Source organism: Cyanobium sp. ULC065 (genome assembly GCF_977927515.1).
On record NZ_OZ376393.1, the window covers coordinates 2,365,686 to 2,381,694 of the forward strand.

Genomic DNA, 16,009 nt, shown 5'->3' on the forward strand with positions numbered 1-16,009 from the left:
GTCTTCCCTGTCAATTTCATGTTGCCTGCGCCTTCATGCTGCCTGCGCCATGCCCACCGGGGGACTTGAACCCCCACGACCGAAGCCACTGGTACCTAAAACCAGCGCGTCTACCAATTCCGCCAGGTGGGCAGCAGACCGACTGTAATCAGCGGCGCAGAATGGGGCCGCCCTGCTGCGACGGCCATGCTTGCCACCCTCGGTGGAACCCTGGCCCTGCTCGCCGGCCTCGCCCTGCTGCTCCTGCCGCTGCTGGTGCCGGAGCTGAGCCGCCCGCGCGATGCCTTCTGGGGCGCGGTGGTGCTGCTGCTGGGCCTGGTGCTGGTCACCAGTGCCGAGCGGCTGAGTGGCGCGCCGATGCTGGCGGTGCTCTGCGGCGGGCTGCTGATCGGGCGGCTCAGCACCGAGGTGAGCCAGAGCCGCTGGCGTCTGCTGAGCGAGGAGGAACGCCAGAGCTTCTGGTCTGCAGCGCGGTGGCAGACGAGCCTGAACCAGTTGGGCACCACCGTGATCGCCCTCGGCGGGCTGCTGTTCTCTCGGGCCATGGCGCTGGGCGGCTGGCTCAAGCAACGCAGCGCCGCCGTCTCCGCGAGCCTCTCCAGCAGGACCACCACCGCCAAGCCATCCCAGACCACCAAGCGCTGGGTGCGACCCGAACCTGCCGGCGCAGAGACCCCCACGGCTCCCGCTCCGCCAGCGGCGGCCGCTGACGCCCCCGAAGCGCCGCTGGCGGTGGTGAGCGACTTCGCAGAGGTGGACGCCCGCGTGCGCGCAGCACTCGCCGTCGATCAGGAGCCGCCGTCGGTGACGGAAACCGTGGAGACGGCAACGGCGCCGGATCCGGCAGGCACCACAGCAGTGAGTACTGCTGAGCCAAGTACTGAAGAGCCAAGTGCTGCCCAGGAGAGTCCTGGGCCGGTGAGCCCTGCGGCGGGTGCTCCCGCAGCTTCCGCAGAGCCAGTTGCCGGCAACGAACCTGAACGCGGGCTAGAGGGGCAGCCTCAGGCTGAGGCTGAACCTTCAGCCGATCACGACCCAGAGACCACTCACCCCAGCCCAGCCCCGTACCAGTCAGACGCTCAGGGCATCCCCGCCGGCGACCTCAGCCTCAGCGCCACGGCGGCTGCATACACCGAAACCCGCACCGACCACGAGCGGACGCCGGAGCCCATCGCCGAACCCGAGCCCCCGAATCTGGCTGGCGATCCTCCGACCGGACCCAGCGCCCGCTGAGCCGGCTCGCAGGCTCAGAAGCGACCTCCACCCAACCACACCGCTGCCGCCGGGGAATGCCGGGGCCGATAATCCCGGTTGCTGCCCCAGGCGCCGTGACCGCCCCGCCGGTGTCCTACAAGGACACCCTCAACCTGCTGCAGACCCCCTTCGGGATGCGGGCCAACGCCAGGACGCGTGAACCCGAACTGCAGGCGTTCTGGGCCGAGCAGCGCCTCTACGAGCGGCTCAGCAGCAGCAACCCCGGGCCGGTGTTCACCCTGCACGACGGGCCGCCGTATGCCAACGGCGCCCTGCACGTGGGGCATGCGCTCAACAAGATCCTCAAGGACATCATCAATAAGTACGCCCTGCTGAAGGGGCGACGGGCACGCTTCGTGCCCGGCTGGGACTGCCACGGGCTCCCGATCGAGCTCAAGGTGCTGCAGGGCATGGGCAGCGAGGAGCGTCGCGGGCTCACGCCGATCGAGCTGCGCCGCCGCGCCCACGCCTATGCGCTGGAGCAGGTGGCGGGCCAGAAGGCGGGCTTCCGCCGCTGGGGCATCTGGGCTGACTGGGACCACCCTTACCTCACCCTGCAGAAGCACTACGAGGCCGCCCAGATCGGTGTTTTCGGTCAGATGGTGCTGGCGGGTCATATCTACCGGGGCCTCAAGCCGGTGCACTGGAGCCCCAGCTCCCGCACCGCCCTGGCTGAAGCGGAGCTGGAATACCCCGACGGCCACACCTCCCCGAGCGTCTACGTGGCGTTTCCGGTGGTGGAACTGCCGGCGGGGCTGGGCGCACGCCTCACCGCCATCGGTCTCACCAGCGCGGAGTCGGCCACCACACCGGCTGCCGGTGCCCTGGCCGTGGCGATCTGGACCACCACTCCCTGGACCCTGCCCGCCAATCTGGCGGTGTCGGTGAACGCGGCACTCGATTACGCGGTGTGCCGGGTGGAGCCGGGCCGCCACCTGATCGTGGCCACGGCACTGGTGGAGAGCCTGCGCGAGAGCCTGGCGCTGCCACTGGAGCCGCTGCTGGCGTTGAAGGGGGCCGAGCTGGAAGGGGTCGTGTACCGCCATCCCCTGATGGAGCGCAGCAGCCCCGTGGTGATCGGCGGCGACTACATCACCACCGAAGCGGGAACGGGCCTGGTGCACACGGCGCCGGGCCATGGCGTCGACGACTTCAACACCGGCCGCAAGGCGGGCCTGCCCGTGCTCTGCCCGGTGGACGAAGGCGGCACGCTCACCGCCGAGGCGGGCCCGTTCGCCGGCCTGAACGTGCTGAAGGACGCCAACCCGGCGATCATCTCTGCCCTGGAGGGGGCCGGCGCCCTGCTCAAGCAGGAGAGCTACGCGCACCGCTACCCCTACGACTGGCGCACCAAGAAACCGACGATCTTCCGGGCCACCGAGCAGTGGTTCGCCTCGGTGGAGGGCTTTCGTGCCGAGGCGCTGGACGCCATCGCCGCCGTCGACTGGCTGCCGGCCAGTGGCCGCAACCGCATCGAGGCGATGGTGCGCGAACGGGGCGACTGGTGCATCTCGCGCCAGCGCACCTGGGGCGTGCCGATCCCGGTGTTTTATCACCGCGAAACGGGCGAGGTGCTGCTCGATGCGGCCACCCTCGATCACATCCAGGCACTGATCGCCGCCCACGGCTCGGATGTGTGGTGGGAGAAGGAGGAAGCCGAGTTGCTGCCCCCTGCCCATGCCGCCGAGGCGCATCTGTGGCGCAAGGGCACCGACACCATGGACGTCTGGTTCGACTCCGGCTCTTCCTGGGCGGCGGTGCTGGGCGGCCTGCAGACCGGCGAAACCGCTGAGGGGTCGCAGGAGCCCCCCGTCACCCGCCTCAATTACCCCGCCGACCTGTATCTGGAGGGCTCGGATCAGCACCGCGGCTGGTTCCAGAGCAGCCTGCTCACCTCCGTGGCCGTGAACGGCAGCGCCCCCTACAAGCGGGTGCTCACCCATGGCTTCACCCTCGATGAGAAGGGCCGCAAGATGAGCAAATCGCTGGGCAATGTGGTGGATCCGGCGGTGCTGGTGGAGGGCGGCAAGAATGAGAAGCAGGAGCCGGCCTACGGCGCCGATGTGCTGCGGCTGTGGGTGAGTTCGGTGGATTATTCCGCCGATGTGCCGCTGGGTCCGGGGATCGTCAAGCAGCTGGCGGATGTGAGCCGCAAGGTGCGCAACACGGCCCGCTATCTGCTCGGCAACCTGCACGATTTCGACCCAAGGCCCCGCGCTGAAGGAGGCGACGTGGTGCCGTTGGCGGAGCTTCCCCTGCTCGACCGCTGGATGCTGCACCGCACAGCTGCGCTGATTGAGGCGGTGAGCGCCGATTTCGACAACTTCGCCTTTTATCGCTTCTTCCAGGCGCTGCAGAATTTCTGCGTGGTGGATCTGTCAAACGTCTACTTCGACATCGCCAAGGACAGGCTGTACGTGAGCGCAGCCGGGTCCTTCCGTCGCCGCAGCTGCCAGACGGTGCTGCAGCTGGTGGTGGAGCGGCTGGCCGGGTTGATCGCCCCGGTGCTGTGCCACATGGCGGAGGACATCTGGCAGAACCTGCCCTATACCGTGGCCGAAGCGTCGGTGTTCGAGCGCGGCTGGCCCACCGCCCCGGCCGCGTGGAGCGCGCCGGAGCTGCTGGCGCCGATGGAGCGCATTCTGGCCCTGCGGGCCCGGGTGAACCGGCAGCTGGAGAGCTGCCGCAGCGCCGGTGACCTGGGGGCCTCGCTGGAGGCGCAGGTGCAGCTGAGCGGCGTTGATGCCGCTCTGGCTGAGGCCTTGGAGCTGCTGCAAGGCAGCGCCCACCCGGAGGTCGACAACCTGGCCGACTGGCTGCTGGTGTCGGCGGTGCGGCTGGAGGGCGCAGCACCGGCGGTGGTGCTGGCCGAAGACCATGGCGACACCCCCAGCGACGACAGCAACGAAACCGGTGGCGGCTTCAGGCTGCGGCTCGCCCACGCCGACGGCGAGAAGTGCGAGCGTTGCTGGCACTACACCACCGATGTGGAGGAGCACACCCTGGCGCCAGGGGTGAGCGGTCGTATCTGTGGGCGCTGCCGGCAGATCCTTGCTGACTGACCATTCACAGATGGCGGAATCAGCGGCTCCAGCCGCTAGCTTCACTGGCCGAATGGAGAGTGGGATCGATGGCGCGTCCCGCCGTGGGGCAAGGGGGAATGAAAATCGGGGCATTGGCGTCGCGCAGCGGCGTGCCGGTGAAAACCCTGCGGTATTACGAAGACCTGGGCTTGCTGCCGGCGATCGGCCGCAGCGAGGGTGGCTATCGCCTCTTCGATGAACACAGCCTGCGCCGTCTGGAGTTCATCCGGCGGCTGAAAACCCTGGGGCTCACACTGGAGGAGATCCAGGCCTGCCTCAACGTCCACGACGCCGGCGCCCTGCCGTGCGACAGCATCCAGGCCCAGCTCCTGCACCAGATTGAGCGGATCGATCACCAGATCCGTGATCTGCGTCACCTCAAGACGGAGCTGAAGGAGCTGCTGGCCCGCTGGCAGCGCCATCCTGTCGACGACGGCAGCGAAATCTGCCCGAACCTGCACATCTGAGCGGCCTGCGGATCAGCCACTTGCACAGTGGTGGCAAAGGCCTGAGATACGTTGCAGTTACTGGGTTTCCTGCAGTGCTAGCCGAGGGGCGGACCTTTATTGGACCGCCATACGGAACATGTAGTTGTGTGACTAGCCCTCCCTTGCCCGTTTCGGACACGGCCGCACCGGTCAAGGCGGTTCCATGGCTGCTGGTGAAGCCAGTACCTCCGGCAGCTGTTGACGATGGCCGGAGTGGGGCCCGCTCAGAAGCTGACGACTGGCACGTGGGAGCGGGGCAAAGTCCCCGTTCACCTTGGCGCCCGCACAAGTACCGAGTAGAGGGCAGTCCCGCGTGTGCGGGGGAAACGTGCAGAAGAAGCCCTCCACCAAAGCCTCACATTCACTGCAGCCACTGAGGTTCTTCGCCGTGACGGTTGCGCAGCTCCCCCTGTCACCATCTGCCTGCTTGCTTGACTCCAGCTGCTCTCACCCCCTGCCAGCCTTTCCGCGCGACCTACACTGGTAGCTACGTACTACCGTGTTCCCAGTGCCTTCCGCTCCTCGCTCCCGGCCGCGGGCTGCCCGTGAGGAGCCAGTAGAGGAGTGGCCTTACCTCGATCAGGAGGTGCTGGTGGCCAGCCGCAGCCACACGGTTTGCCTCACCTGCCACTTCTTCCGGCATTACGCGGGGGTGAGTTGCATCCCCCTCCTCACCTGCCAGCTGCACCAGGGCCTGCTGACCCAAGGGGAGCACCTCACCCGCCGCTGCCAGGGTTGGACCGAGGACATGACGCGCCAGCGGGGCTGGTGCCCGGAGGTGACATGAGCAGCCGGCGTGCGGTGGTGGGTGTGATGGGTGCCGGAGAGGGCGCCTCCGCTGAGGCTGTTTCTCTGGCCGAGGAGCTGGGGGAGTGCATCAGCACCAGGGGATGGGTGCTACTCACCGGTGGCCGACCGGCGGGGGTGATGGCGGCGGCCAGCCGTGGCGCAGTGCGGGTGGAGGGGCACTTGGTGGTGGGGGTGTTGCCCGATGAAGGGAAGGGTGACGACAGGCAATGCACGGCGGAGCTGGATCTGGCCCTGTTCACCGGCATGGGCAAGGCCCGCAACGTGATCAACGTGCTCAGCGCCGATGTGGTGGTGATCTGCGGGAGCGGAGGCCCAGGCACAGCCTCAGAAGCCGCCCATGCGCTCAATGCAGGCAGGCATTTGATCCTGCTGGCGGTGCCGCCGCTGTGGCGTGAGTTCTTCTGCTCGCTCGGCGTGAGGGTTGAGAGCGCAAGCGACGAGCAGGAGTGCTGCCGGTTGATTGAGGCCCGACTCGCAGAAGCAAGAGCCGGCCGCCATCACCCCGGGCCCCCCTAACCCCTAAGGAGGGCTGGCTGAGTGATGGCCGCCACGTGCTGCGCTTTCGCCCCACCCGCTGGGAGCGTGAAGTGCACCAGCTGGAGATCACCACCGGCGAGTTGCTGCCCGATCAGGAGATCCCGCTGCTGAAATCACGCCGAGAGCTGAGCAGGAAGGAAGCCCTGAAGCTTTGGGACGAGAAGCGCCAGGCGGGCTGGACGCCCTGCAGCCCTCAATGGTGATCACCACCCCCGCCCAAACCGATTGATTCCCACCAAGCTGAACTCAGAACCGCGATGGCTGCCTTCGTGCCGATGAGCAGCAGCTGAACCAGCAGGCAGGCGGATAGAGGTGCCAACACCGCGCTCAAGGTCATCCCTCAACAGGGGGTATCAGCACCTGTTACCAGGGCGCCAAGGGCACAACCTTATGGTGATAATGTATCTACAAGCACATGGGATCCCATGACCCCCTCCCAGCGCCACGGCAAATGCAGCCAGCTCTCCGCAGCCGCTTTCCTTGCTCTCGGCCTCATCGCCTCCCTGAGCTTCACGCCGAAAGCCGATGCTCAGACCGCATCAGGGCTGATCTCGACCTGGGGGAAGGCCTGCAAAATGCGGGTCGTTGAACAATTTGATGTGCCCATGTCCGATGCTGTTGTCAACATCGGCGCCACCGAGAAGCAGAGCATTGACGACGGCACCACCAGCACCGCAGACATCAAGAAGCGTGGCATGAGCTACAACTGGGAAATCCGCGGCAAGAAGATCAGCGGCTATTGCAATGTCAACGGCAAGGGCACGATCACCGAGTTCAAGCAGGGCATCTAAATCCCCAAACGTGGCCCCCGTAGCTAGCGGGCGTAGGAGCCTGAAGGATCAGGCTCCTTTTGGAAGATCAGCTTCCTTTGCCGGCAAGACGTTCCGTAGGTCATGGGGTGATTCGACCTGAAGGCAGAAGCCGAATCAACAGCTCGCTCAGAACGCCCCGCGGCAACAGGGCCAGGGGTACGAACCAGGCCACGTTGAATAAGAACAGCGGCAGGTAGAGGCTGATGGTCAGCAGCACCAGCACACTGGCCCCGAGCAGATCACTGAGCAGCAGGGATCGCCAGCCTCGGTGCTTCACCTGCCAGGCGGCCAGGGCCCACGAAGGCAGCCAGCCCGCGACCACCAGCATCACGAACACCTGGGGCCCGGTGGCGCCGACTCCAGACGCGGTGGAAGCCCGGCTGGCCAGCAGGGCAATCCAGGCCAGGCCCAGCCCCAGATGCAGGCTCAGCCAGAGGCGGGAGGAACGGGCCATGGCACATCAGGCGATTGGGCGAAATTTCACACCAGCCGATCGACACCCGGGATTCTCCCCGCCATCCTGAAGACCTGCCCAGCACCTCCCTCCTTGAAGCGCCTGTTCCCCCAGCGCACCGCCGCCGCCCTGCTCCTGGCCACCACCCTCACCGGCAGCGCCTGGGCGGGCGCAGCCTTCAACCAAACCCTGAAGCTGCAGGGTATCGGCTTCCAGGTGCAGAGCAGCGGTGGGGGCTCCCAACAGCAGATCACGATCACCACCACGGGCGCCAAGCCCCCGATCAAGCCGATTCGCCAGACAGTCAATGGCCAGGTGGTGGGTGCTGAGGTGGCCGACCTCAATAGCAATGGCATGCCCGAGATCTACGTCTTCGTGCAGGGTGCCGGTAGCGGCAGCTACGGCGAAGTGGTGGCCTACGCCGTGATGGAAGGCGCCGAACTCTCCCCGATCACCCTGCCGGAACTCTCGGGTACCAACGCCCAGGGCTACCAGGGCCACGACCAGTTCCAGGTGGTGGAGAGCTGCCTGGCGCGTCGCTTCCCGATTTATAAGCCAGGCGACAGCAACGCCAAGGCCACAGGCGGCCAACGGCAGATCTGCTACAAGCTCAAGGCCGGCGAAGCGGGCTGGATCCTGCGGCCCACCAGCGTGCTCAAGTTCTGATGCCGGCGTTGTCTTCCCGCTTGGCTGCGTCCGTTCTGATCGCTGCAGCCCTGGTGCTTCCCGCCCGGGCCTATGACCTGCAGTACCGGCAGAACGGCACCAGCTTTTCCGCGAGTGAGCTGCGCAGGATCTTCAACAACGGCTTGCCGGCCGCTTACGACCTGCGGTTCCCCGATCAGCGCTGGACCACCTACCTGCTGCTCGATGCCTACGCCGATAAGGGTCTGGTGGCCATCACCCTCGGCCTCAGCCCCCGGGTCGGCCCCTCCCAGGCCTTGTTGCCGGTGGCCACGTTCAGCGTGATCGAGCCTCTCCCCCGCTCTGCGGCGCGCTGGCAGCAGCTGCTCTCTGATCTGGCGGCTCGCTATGCCTCCCTGATGCTCGAGAACCGCAGCCGCATCCTTAGCCAGCCGTAAAGGCCGTGTCGCGACAGCTCACCACAGCCAGCGCAACGGCTGGTTCGCTCACCCATCTAGCCGTGGCGGGCTACCGCTCCTTGCAGCAGCTCACCCTGCCGCTGGGGGGGCTCACCCTGGTGTGCGGGGCGAACGGCTGCGGCAAGAGCAATCTGTATCGATCGTTGGGGCTGATTGGCGCCGCCGCCCGTGGTGATCTGGTGGGGGCCCTTGCTGCCGAGGGGGGGCTGCCGGCGGTGTTCTGGGCCGGGCCGGAGCGCACCTCCTCGGCGATGTTCCGCGGAGAGCAGCCGGTGCAGGGCAGCAGCAGCAGGCGGGAGGCAGCGCGGTTGCGGCTGGGCATCGCCGGCGAAACCCTCTCCTACGCGATTGAGCTGGGCTATGGGGCCGACGACCACACCAGTGCCTTCGTGCTGGATCCGGAGATCAAGCGGGAGTGGATCTGGGCCGGCGGCCCTTTCCATCCCCGCAGCCTGTTGGTGCAGCGCACCGGTGCGGTGGTGGAGCGCTGCGGAGAAGGGGGCCTAGCGGTGCCGATCGCCCTGGAGGTCTCGCCCCACGAGAGTCTCTTCGCCGCTGTCTCCGATCCGCTCGAAGCCCCGGAGGTGTTTCAGCTGCGGCGCACGATGCTGAGTTGGCGTTTTTACGACAGCTTCCGCACCGACCGCCAGGCCCCCGCCCGCAGCGGCCGCATCGCCACCCGCACCCCTTCGCTGGCCGCCGACGGCGGTGATCTGGCGGCGGCGGTGCAGACCATCCTGGAGATCGGCGACGGAGATGCCTTCCAGGCCGCCATCGCCGATGCCTTCCCCGGCTGCCATCTGACGGTGGAAACCAGTGCGCCCACCTTCCGCCTCCAACTGCATCAGCCGGGCTTGCTGCGGCCACTCGAAGCCCCGGAGCTCTCCGATGGCACCCTGCGCTACCTGCTGCTGGCGGCGGCCCTGTTCAGCCCGCGGTTGCCGCCGCTGCTGGTGCTCAACGAACCGGAGAACAGCCTCCACCCCGATCTCCTGGCCCCCCTGGCGCGATTGATCGCCGCGGTGGCCGAACGCACCCAGGTGTGGGTGGTGGCCCATGCCGAGGCCCTGATTACCACCCTGGAGGACAGCGCAGACTGCCGGCTATTGCGGTTGGAGCGGGAGCTGGGGGCCACTCTGTTGCCCGGCCAGACGGTGCTGGAGCGGGCCGCCTGGCGCTGGCCGGCCTGACCAGTGGGGTGCTGCAGGGGATCGCCGATCGTCTGAGCGGCGCTCACCCACCGGTAGCGGCTGAGGAGCCCGGAGAGGGGCAGGCAGTTGCGGTGTTGTCACCTCAAGGCGACTCCAGCTCAGCCGACGGCCATGACCCCAATCGATGACCGGGGCGATCGGGACCATCACAACCAGTCCACCGGAATCGCCTCCCAGCCGGCGGGATCCCACGGGGCCATCAGCGCCTCCAACCCCCGAAGCTCGGCTGCTTCTTCCGGCAGCAACCAGGCCTCTTCCCATCCATCGTTGATCACCACCGGCATGCGGTCGTGGATCGGACGCAGCAGGGCGTTGGGGGTGGTGGTGAGGATGCAGCAGGTCTGGAGTTCGCTGCCATAGGGACTGCTCCAGTGGACCCACACACAGCCCTCCCAGCCAGAAGGGCCCGCCGTCCTGGCGGCGGATCCAGTAAGGCTGCTGCTTCCCTTTTGGGCCATGGCCATTCCCCTTCCGGCGGCGGCAGCCATTCGTAGAAGCCATCGGCCGGCAGCAGGCAGCGGTGATGGCGCCAGGGTCCACGAAAGAACGGCTTCTGGCTCACCGTCTCGCTGCGGGCATTGATGGGCCGACTCTTGCCGCGGGTGTCCTTCAGCCAGCTCGGCACGAGGCCCCACTGCGCGTAGCCCACCTCAGGCCGGCCCTGCTGCTGCCGGATCACACCTCGGCGGCTTCGATCAAAGTGAGTCCTGGCTTGTCACCCCGCCTTGGACCGCCCTCTGCTCCTGCGCGCCACGGAGCTCAAGCGTCAGTTGGGGGATCGACTCCTCTGGAGCCAGCTGAGTCTGGAGCTGGCCGCCGGTGATCGCCTGGGGCTGGTGGCGCCCTCGGGGGCGGGCAAGACCTTGTTGCTGCGAGCCCTGGCCCTGCTCGATCCCCTGCAGGCCGGCACGGTCAGCCTGCTGGGGCGCCCGCCGGCATCCTGGGGTCTGCCCCGCTGGCGCTCGATGGTGCTCTACCTCGCCCAGCGGCCCATCGCCCATGGGGGAACGGTGGAGGCGAACCTGCGCTCGCCCTGGGAGTTCCAGGAGCTGCGGGGGCGTGGGGGCTGGCGTGATGAGCGGATCACGGGCTGGTTGCAGGTCCTGGGGCGCGATCCCTCGTTTCTGTCCTACGACGCCGAGCGGCTCTCCGGCGGCGAGCTGCAGTTGTTGGCGCTGCTGCGGGCCCTGCAGTTCGATCCGACCGTGCTGCTGCTGGATGAACCCACTGCCTCCCTCGATGGGACCACCACAGCCGCGCTCGAGGCCCTGCTGATCGAGTGGCTCGCCGCGGGACCGCGCGCCGCCGTGCTCACCAGCCATGACAGCGAGCAGATCCAACGCTTCGCCACCCGCACCCTGGAGCTCCGCCCATGACCCCCTTGAGTTCCGGAGCCCTGACGATCAGCGATGGCCGCCTGGCGCTTTCCGCCCTGCTGATCCTGGTGAACGTGGGGCTTTCGGCGGCGCTGCGCCTGGGCCTGACGCGCAGCCTGCTGGTGGCCTCCCTGCGCATGGTGGTGCAGCTGCTGCTTGTGGGCTTCGTGCTCGAGTGGCTGTTCCGCCAGGACCAGGCGCCGCTGATCGTGCTGGTGGGGGCGGCCATGGCCATGATCGCGGGGGTTTCGGCCGTCCAGCGCACCCGGCGCCGCTTCGCCGGCATTTACCTCAACAGCCTGCTCTCGGTGATGGCCTCCTCGGCGCTGGTCACCGGCCTGGCGGTGGCGGGGCTGATCCAGCCCCATCCCTGGTATGACCCCCAGTATCTGATCCCCCTGCTGGGGATGGTGCTGGGCAACACGCTCAACGGCATCTCCCTGGGGCTCGATCGCTTCATGGAGGGGTTGCGCAGCGGACGCGATCGGGTGGAGACGGCCCTGGCCCTGGGGGCGACCCGCTGGGAGGCCTGCCAGGAGGTGGTGCGTGACGCCATCCGCGTGGCGATGATCCCCACGATCAACTCGATGATGGTGATGGGGCTGGTGAGCCTGCCGGGGATGATGACCGGCCAGATCCTCCAGGGGGCGGCGCCGGAAGCGGCTGTTCGCTACCAGATCGTGATCCTGTTCATGATCGCTTCGGCGACGGCCCTGGGGGTGTTCGGCGTCGTTGGCCTGGCCTACAGGCGGCTCACCAGCGCCGACCATCAACTACGGCTTGATCGTTTGCACAACGTTGGCGGGTAGGTCCTTACGGCCTTGGCGGCGTGGTGGTGGAGGATCGAGCTGAACGGTGACGGAGAGGGCTCAGGCCGCCGATGGCAAGAAAGCCCTCAGCTATCTGCTGAGCCGGTTGCGAATCGGCAGCAATGTGCGGCTGATCCCGCAGACCATCGATCGCTACGGCCGCACCGTGGCCGAGGTGATCGGAGAGATCAATCTCGGCCTGGCGATGGTGGAGGACGGCCAGGCCGATCTGCTCCGCAGGCCTGCGTCTACGCCTACCGCAAATACCTTGCCCAATGCGACGCGAAGGAGTATCAGGATGCCGAGTTCCGGGCTTCCCGCAACCGCTACGGGGTGTGGAGGGTGCCGGGCGGCATCACCCGCCCCTGGGACTTCCGGCGCGGAAGAAGCTAGGGGCGATCCGTCAGTGCCGCCGGGTCGATTCCTGGTGGCCGGATGGTTCGCTGCGGTGAGATCGGCTCCTTTGCACGCGCGCAGGAGTTGCTGCGCAAAGGGCATACCTATCTGGATGGAAATGGTGATGGCGAAGCCTGCGAAAGCCTCCGCTGAAGGGACGGACACCCGCACCTTCTTGTTCTGGCCGCCAACAGCCTGATCGTTACGGTCCAGCCGATTGATGCATCACCACCATGGCGCTCACTGGATCTGAACTGCTCGCCAAAGTCAAGGGGCTGGGTGAGGCCTCCAAATCCGATCTGGTGCGAGCCGCCGGCTATGTGAGCAGCAAGAAGGATGGTGGTGAACGGCTGAACTTCACCGCCTTCCATGAGGCGCTGCCGGAAGCCAAGGGCGCCAGCCTCGGCATGAATTGTGGCAATGGCAAAGGCCAAGGTGGCCGCAGTCTGCGCTACATCGCCAAGGTGCAAGGCAATGGCAACCTGCTGGTCGGCATGGCCTACACAGGTCTGCTTGGCATCAAGCCAGGCGATGAGTTCGCGATCAAGCTGGGCAAGAAGCAGATCCGGCTGATTCCCGCCGGTACCGCGGAAGAGGAGTGAAGAACGGGGCTGAATCAACCAACATGTTTCGGCCAAGGGTTAGCCGATATTTACGTGATGTAGAGCTTTCCCTAGCCTGAGTAACTGAGTCGCTCGCAGGCATGGCGCAGAACCAGTTCGTCACGGAGTGCCTTCGGTGGCACTCCGTTGCGCTTCGGTTCATGTGACCGGGTCGAGGCGGCTCAGCGTCCCCTGCGGGTCGAGAGCGTTGATTTGGACGCGCTGCAGCAGGGGAATCGTGGCTACGGGTATTTCAGGCCTGGGGTGAACGGCTTGCCTACCGGCAGGAATGAGGTGTTCATCAGCGTTCCTCATCCTTCAGGGTCTGGATCCGGAGCTCATGATTGAAATTAGAGCAGTTGGCGCTCGAGAACGGCGATGTGCTCCCGCAGGGGCCGTTCCCGCTCCTCCACTTCTGCTGCCGTGAACTGGGGCGTGATGAACTGCGGGCAGGTCCAGTCGAAAGCCTCCACCCGGATGCAAAACAGGCGCTCTATCGAACCTGCCTCGGAATCCTGCGGTCGCAGCCAATGCCCCCCGGTCCGAGCTGGTTCCGCGTCAAGCGGCATCACCTCGGCCTTGCCATCGATCTTGAGCCGCCGCCGGGCGGGGTAATCCATCAGGAAGAGGGCCACCCGCGGATCGCCCCGCAGATGACCGGTGGTGAGCAGTTGGCGGTTGCCGGCGTAATCGGCAAACCCCAGGGTGCACTCATCGAGCACCCGCAGGAACCCGACCGGCCCGCCGCGGTGCTGGATGTAGGGCGCACCCGTTTCGGTGAGGCTGGAGAGATAGAAGCTGTCGCGGGCGCTAATGATGGCGGTCTCTTTCGGGCCGAGGCGATCGGGCTCCGGCGCCGGGGGTACGCCCTGGCTCTGGCCGTAGGCCTGGGTCATTGCTGGGCTCTCCTCTCAGGCGCCCAGGCCCTTCATCGGTACGTAGCCGGGCAGTGCCTGGATCCGTGCGATCCAAGCGCAAACGTTGGGGTACGGCGCCAGATCGATCCCCCCATCCCCCGCCAGGGCCACGTACGGAAACACGGCGATGTCGGCGATGGTGGGGCGGTCCAGCTCCAGCCAGAGCCGCTGGCTCAGGTGCCGCTCCAACTGCTCGAGGATGAAGTCGGCCTTTTCGGTGGCGCGCTCGATCGGGATCGCCTTGACGCCGAAGAGGTGGTGAAAGCGGGCGCTCTCAGGGCCCTGCCGCACCTCGCCGGCGGCGGTGGAGAGCCAGCGGACCACCCGGGCCTGCTCAAGGGGATCGGTGGGCAGCCACAGGCCATCCCCCTGGCGGGCGGCCAGGAAGAAGAGGATCGCCTGGGCGTCGGTGAGGGTGGTCCCGTCCTCCTCCAGCACAGGCAACTGAGCGAAGGGATTGAGCGCCAGGAAGGCGGGCTGCTTGTGCTCGCCAGCCATCAGATCGACGCGGATCCAGTCGTAGTGGACGCCGAGCAGCTCGAGCAGCAGGCGAACCTTGTAGCTGTTGCCGGAGAGTTCGTGGCCGTGGAGGCGAAGCATGGCGAGGAGAGGTGTGGGGTTGGAGGCGAGAGCAGCAACCAGGGGTGCCGCACGGGGGCAGAGCAGGACCGAGACGATGGCCGCGGGAATCGAACAAAGTAGACCGACCTGTCTGACCACTAGAAAGGTGGCAGACTGTTCTGTCTATCTTCTAGGGTGCCTGCAGATCGTGATCGTCATGCCTGAGCAGGCCACCACTAGGAAATTGCCGGCCGGGACCTCCTCGGCCAAGGTTTCGGCCAAGCGGGAGGCTCTGCTGAGCACCGCCCAGGAGCTCTTCGCCCGCCAGGGCTACCGGGCCGTGGGCATCGACACGCTGCTCGCCGAGGCCGGCGTCGCCAAGATGACCCTGTACAAGCAGTTCGGCTCTAAGGAAGAGCTGATCGCCGCCGTGCTTGAGCGCCTGGCGGGCGAAATCACCTCCAGCCTCGCCGCCCGCCTGGCAACGGCAACCGGCGGCAGCCATGGCCGGATCCTGGCGGTCTTCGACTGGTTGGCCGACTGGGTGCGCTCGCCCGCGTTCCACGGCTGCCTGTTCATCAAGGCGGCCAGCGAATACCCCGAGCCCGGCGAGCGGCCGCGCCAGACGGCGGATGCCTTCAAGGCCGGCTGCCGGGAGCTGCTGGAGGGGCAATGCCGCGAGCTGGGCATCGCTGAGCCGCAGCGCCTGGCCCGCCAACTTCACCTTTTGCTGGAAGGTGCCCTGGTGCTCAGCTTCCTGGAGCGCGATCCACAGGCTGCCACCCACGCCCGAGACGCTGCCGCGGTTCTGCTCGCCGCTGCCTGAGTGCGAGTCTGACTCCAGGCGATGCGCATCAACAAGCCTGTTCTTCGGCGCTCATGGCACACCTTCAGCGCGGATCGGCAGATGACCATCAGGACGGAATCGGGTGTGCCTCCTTACAGTGTTTCCACTTCCGAGACGCGTTGACCGGCTTACCACACGCCACAAATCTCAGCCATACATGAAGAAACTGTTGGAATGATCTCATTGGATTGACGATACTGTGGACGGCATAGACCCTCGAGCCGCCTCGCCCAACCGGTCGTTTTGCTATTGCCGAAACAACAACACTCTGGCTCGCTACTTGCGCTTCACCACACACCCAGCTTGGATCCACGATGAATAAGCAGCGATTCTTCAAGGTCGCCGACTTTCTGCAGCCGGCAGATGGTGAGCCGATTCGCTCCGTCATCAGCGAGTCAGCTGACGCCGTTATCGTTGCTTGGCATGTCAAACCTGGCCAGACAATCCCGGCGCACGTTCACCCAACAGGGCAAGACACCTGGACGATCCTCTCAGGACAAGGGCAGTACCAAATCGCAGCAACGGCAGCGTCCATTCCGATCGCGCCAGCAGATGTGGTGGTGGCGCACCGCGGTGAAGTCCACGGCGTCTACAACAACGGGAGCGAGCCTTTGGTGTTCGTCTCCGTCGTGGCTCCTGCGGCATCGGGCTTCGAGCCGCTGTAGGCCTCTTGCAGGTCTGGTTGCAGGCCTGGAGCCCTCCCCTCAGGCAGCACCGGCAATCCGCGGCGGCGGCTGAGCGGTATTGAA

The 16,009-nt window shown here is 66.6% G+C and carries 20 protein-coding genes, 1 tRNA gene and 2 pseudogenes; 17 read left to right on the forward strand and 6 right to left on the reverse strand.

Annotated elements, in window-relative coordinates; translation table 11 throughout:
- Positions 1-50: 50 nt before the first annotated feature.
- Positions 51-132, reverse strand: a tRNA-Leu gene (locus ACXMDP_RS11595).
- 54 nt (positions 133-186) lie between these two features.
- Here ACXMDP_RS11595 and ACXMDP_RS11600 point away from each other — a divergent pair.
- From ACXMDP_RS11600 to ACXMDP_RS11630, 7 genes are all read left to right on the forward strand, one after another.
- Entirely contained in the window at positions 187-1,233 is a 1,047-nt protein-coding gene (locus tag ACXMDP_RS11600; protein ID WP_457766874.1) for a Ycf66 family protein, read from the forward strand.
- A 56-nt stretch (positions 1,234-1,289) separates the two neighbouring features.
- Positions 1,290-4,316 carry an isoleucine--tRNA ligase gene (gene ileS, locus ACXMDP_RS11605; protein WP_457766875.1) on the forward strand — a complete coding sequence of 1,009 codons (3,027 nt, stop codon included), beginning with the start codon at positions 1,290-1,292 and terminating at the stop codon, positions 4,314-4,316.
- Between the two features lie 68 nt (positions 4,317-4,384).
- Entirely contained in the window at positions 4,385-4,804 is a 420-nt protein-coding gene (locus tag ACXMDP_RS11610) for a heavy metal-responsive transcriptional regulator (RefSeq protein WP_233133043.1), read from the forward strand.
- Positions 4,805-5,333: 529 nt separating this feature from the next.
- The gene (locus ACXMDP_RS11615; RefSeq protein WP_457766876.1) at positions 5,334-5,612 is read left to right on the forward strand and encodes a galactose oxidase; all 279 of its coding nucleotides are present in this window, start codon (positions 5,334-5,336) and stop codon (positions 5,610-5,612) included.
- A complete protein-coding gene (locus ACXMDP_RS11620; protein ID WP_457766877.1) occupies positions 5,609-6,151 on the forward strand; it encodes an SLOG cluster 4 domain-containing protein in 543 nt (180 codons plus the stop codon). The genes ACXMDP_RS11615 and ACXMDP_RS11620 overlap by 4 nt, the downstream gene beginning before the upstream one ends.
- Before the next feature lie 35 nt (positions 6,152-6,186).
- Positions 6,187-6,375: a DUF1651 domain-containing protein gene (locus ACXMDP_RS11625; protein WP_457766878.1), complete on the forward strand. Its 189-nt coding sequence runs from the start codon at positions 6,187-6,189 to the stop codon at positions 6,373-6,375.
- 222 nt (positions 6,376-6,597) lie between these two features.
- On the forward strand, positions 6,598-6,963 hold the full coding sequence (locus ACXMDP_RS11630) for a hypothetical protein (protein ID WP_457766879.1): 366 nt from the start codon (positions 6,598-6,600) through the stop codon (positions 6,961-6,963).
- Between the two features lie 100 nt (positions 6,964-7,063).
- On the opposite strand, the gene ACXMDP_RS11635 is transcribed toward ACXMDP_RS11630, so the two are convergent.
- Entirely contained in the window at positions 7,064-7,438 is a 375-nt protein-coding gene (locus ACXMDP_RS11635; protein ID WP_457766880.1) for a hypothetical protein, read from the reverse strand.
- Between the two features lie 93 nt (positions 7,439-7,531).
- Between ACXMDP_RS11635 and ACXMDP_RS11640 the strand changes: the two genes are divergently transcribed.
- From ACXMDP_RS11640 to ACXMDP_RS11650, 3 genes are read left to right on the forward strand one after another with little or no spacing between them, the layout of a single operon-like run.
- Complete coding sequence (locus tag ACXMDP_RS11640; RefSeq protein ID WP_457766881.1) at positions 7,532-8,104, forward strand: hypothetical protein; 573 nt, start codon at positions 7,532-7,534, stop codon at positions 8,102-8,104.
- Between the two features lie 20 nt (positions 8,105-8,124).
- Positions 8,125-8,520, forward strand: a complete 396-nt coding sequence (locus ACXMDP_RS11645; RefSeq protein ID WP_457766882.1) for a hypothetical protein — start codon at positions 8,125-8,127, stop codon at positions 8,518-8,520.
- 5 nt (positions 8,521-8,525) lie between these two features.
- The gene (locus ACXMDP_RS11650; RefSeq protein WP_457766883.1) at positions 8,526-9,731 is read left to right on the forward strand and encodes an AAA family ATPase; all 1,206 of its coding nucleotides are present in this window, start codon (positions 8,526-8,528) and stop codon (positions 9,729-9,731) included.
- A 167-nt stretch (positions 9,732-9,898) separates the two neighbouring features.
- Here the strand turns inward: ACXMDP_RS11650 and ACXMDP_RS11655 are convergent, their stop codons facing one another.
- Entirely contained in the window at positions 9,899-10,216 is a 318-nt protein-coding gene (locus ACXMDP_RS11655) for an SOS response-associated peptidase family protein (RefSeq protein WP_457766884.1), read from the reverse strand.
- A gap of 50 nt (positions 10,217-10,266) precedes the next feature.
- Positions 10,267-10,431: pseudogene (locus ACXMDP_RS11660) on the reverse strand (SOS response-associated peptidase family protein); the annotation flags it as partial.
- Between the two features lie 46 nt (positions 10,432-10,477).
- Between ACXMDP_RS11660 and ACXMDP_RS11665 the strand changes: the two are divergent.
- The 5 genes and pseudogenes from ACXMDP_RS11665 to ACXMDP_RS11685 all read left to right on the forward strand — a co-directional run bounded on the left by ACXMDP_RS11665 (position 10,478) and on the right by ACXMDP_RS11685 (position 12,935).
- Complete coding sequence (locus ACXMDP_RS11665) at positions 10,478-11,128, forward strand: ABC transporter ATP-binding protein (protein ID WP_457766885.1); 651 nt, start codon at positions 10,478-10,480, stop codon at positions 11,126-11,128.
- Positions 11,125-11,937, forward strand: coding sequence for an ABC transporter permease (locus ACXMDP_RS11670; RefSeq protein WP_457766886.1), 813 nt, complete (start codon positions 11,125-11,127; stop codon positions 11,935-11,937). Before ACXMDP_RS11665 ends, ACXMDP_RS11670 begins: the two co-directional genes overlap by 4 nt.
- Positions 11,938-12,061: 124 nt before the next feature.
- Positions 12,062-12,142 (forward strand): annotated as a pseudogene (locus ACXMDP_RS11675) (thermonuclease family protein); the annotation flags it as partial.
- Positions 12,143-12,372: 230 nt separating this feature from the next.
- Positions 12,373-12,486 (forward strand): excalibur calcium-binding domain-containing protein, encoded by a 114-nt coding sequence (locus tag ACXMDP_RS11680; RefSeq protein ID WP_457767225.1) that lies wholly within the window; start codon positions 12,373-12,375, stop codon positions 12,484-12,486.
- Between the two features lie 80 nt (positions 12,487-12,566).
- Complete coding sequence (locus ACXMDP_RS11685; RefSeq protein WP_457766887.1) at positions 12,567-12,935, forward strand: AbrB family transcriptional regulator; 369 nt, start codon at positions 12,567-12,569, stop codon at positions 12,933-12,935.
- Between the two features lie 350 nt (positions 12,936-13,285).
- Here the strand turns inward: ACXMDP_RS11685 and ACXMDP_RS11690 are convergent, their stop codons facing one another.
- Both ACXMDP_RS11690 and ACXMDP_RS11695 read right to left on the reverse strand, forming a co-directional pair.
- On the reverse strand, positions 13,286-13,831 hold the full coding sequence (locus tag ACXMDP_RS11690) for a pyridoxamine 5'-phosphate oxidase family protein (RefSeq protein ID WP_457766888.1): 546 nt from the start codon (positions 13,829-13,831) through the stop codon (positions 13,286-13,288).
- Between the two features lie 15 nt (positions 13,832-13,846).
- Positions 13,847-14,452 carry a glutathione S-transferase family protein gene (locus ACXMDP_RS11695; protein WP_457766889.1) on the reverse strand — a complete coding sequence of 202 codons (606 nt, stop codon included), beginning with the start codon at positions 14,450-14,452 and terminating at the stop codon, positions 13,847-13,849.
- Positions 14,453-14,630: 178 nt separating this feature from the next.
- Here ACXMDP_RS11695 and ACXMDP_RS11700 point away from each other — a divergent pair, with 178 nt between their 5' ends.
- Together ACXMDP_RS11700 and ACXMDP_RS11705 are read left to right on the forward strand one after the other, a co-directional pair.
- Positions 14,631-15,239, forward strand: a complete 609-nt coding sequence (locus tag ACXMDP_RS11700) for a TetR/AcrR family transcriptional regulator (protein ID WP_457766890.1) — start codon at positions 14,631-14,633, stop codon at positions 15,237-15,239.
- A gap of 335 nt (positions 15,240-15,574) precedes the next feature.
- On the forward strand, positions 15,575-15,925 hold the full coding sequence (locus tag ACXMDP_RS11705) for a cupin domain-containing protein (RefSeq protein ID WP_457766891.1): 351 nt from the start codon (positions 15,575-15,577) through the stop codon (positions 15,923-15,925).
- The last annotated feature ends 84 nt before the right edge of the window (positions 15,926-16,009 follow it).

Excerpts from the sequence above, each read along its gene's own strand:
- ACXMDP_RS11600 (WP_457766874.1), top strand. The coding sequence starts at position 187 with ATGCTTGCCACCCTCGGTGGAACCCTGGCCCTGCTCGCCGGCCTCGCC.
- ileS (WP_457766875.1), top strand. The coding sequence starts at position 1,290 with ATGCCGGGGCCGATAATCCCGGTTGCTGCCCCAGGCGCCGTGACCGCC.
- ACXMDP_RS11610 (WP_233133043.1), top strand. The coding sequence starts at position 4,385 with ATGGCGCGTCCCGCCGTGGGGCAAGGGGGAATGAAAATCGGGGCATTG.
- ACXMDP_RS11620 (WP_457766877.1), top strand. The coding sequence starts at position 5,609 with ATGAGCAGCCGGCGTGCGGTGGTGGGTGTGATGGGTGCCGGAGAGGGC.
- ACXMDP_RS11630 (WP_457766879.1), top strand. The coding sequence starts at position 6,598 with ATGACCCCCTCCCAGCGCCACGGCAAATGCAGCCAGCTCTCCGCAGCC.
- ACXMDP_RS11635 (WP_457766880.1), bottom strand. The coding sequence starts at position 7,438 with ATGGCCCGTTCCTCCCGCCTCTGGCTGAGCCTGCATCTGGGGCTGGGC.
- ACXMDP_RS11655 (WP_457766884.1), bottom strand. The coding sequence starts at position 10,216 with ATGGCCATGGCCCAAAAGGGAAGCAGCAGCCTTACTGGATCCGCCGCC.
- ACXMDP_RS11670 (WP_457766886.1), top strand. The coding sequence starts at position 11,125 with ATGACCCCCTTGAGTTCCGGAGCCCTGACGATCAGCGATGGCCGCCTG.
- ACXMDP_RS11680 (WP_457767225.1), top strand. The coding sequence starts at position 12,373 with ATGGTTCGCTGCGGTGAGATCGGCTCCTTTGCACGCGCGCAGGAGTTG.
- ACXMDP_RS11685 (WP_457766887.1), top strand. The coding sequence starts at position 12,567 with ATGGCGCTCACTGGATCTGAACTGCTCGCCAAAGTCAAGGGGCTGGGT.
- ACXMDP_RS11690 (WP_457766888.1), bottom strand. The coding sequence starts at position 13,831 with ATGACCCAGGCCTACGGCCAGAGCCAGGGCGTACCCCCGGCGCCGGAG.
- ACXMDP_RS11695 (WP_457766889.1), bottom strand. The coding sequence starts at position 14,452 with ATGCTTCGCCTCCACGGCCACGAACTCTCCGGCAACAGCTACAAGGTT.
- ACXMDP_RS11700 (WP_457766890.1), top strand. The coding sequence starts at position 14,631 with ATGCCTGAGCAGGCCACCACTAGGAAATTGCCGGCCGGGACCTCCTCG.
- ACXMDP_RS11705 (WP_457766891.1), top strand. The coding sequence starts at position 15,575 with ATGAATAAGCAGCGATTCTTCAAGGTCGCCGACTTTCTGCAGCCGGCA.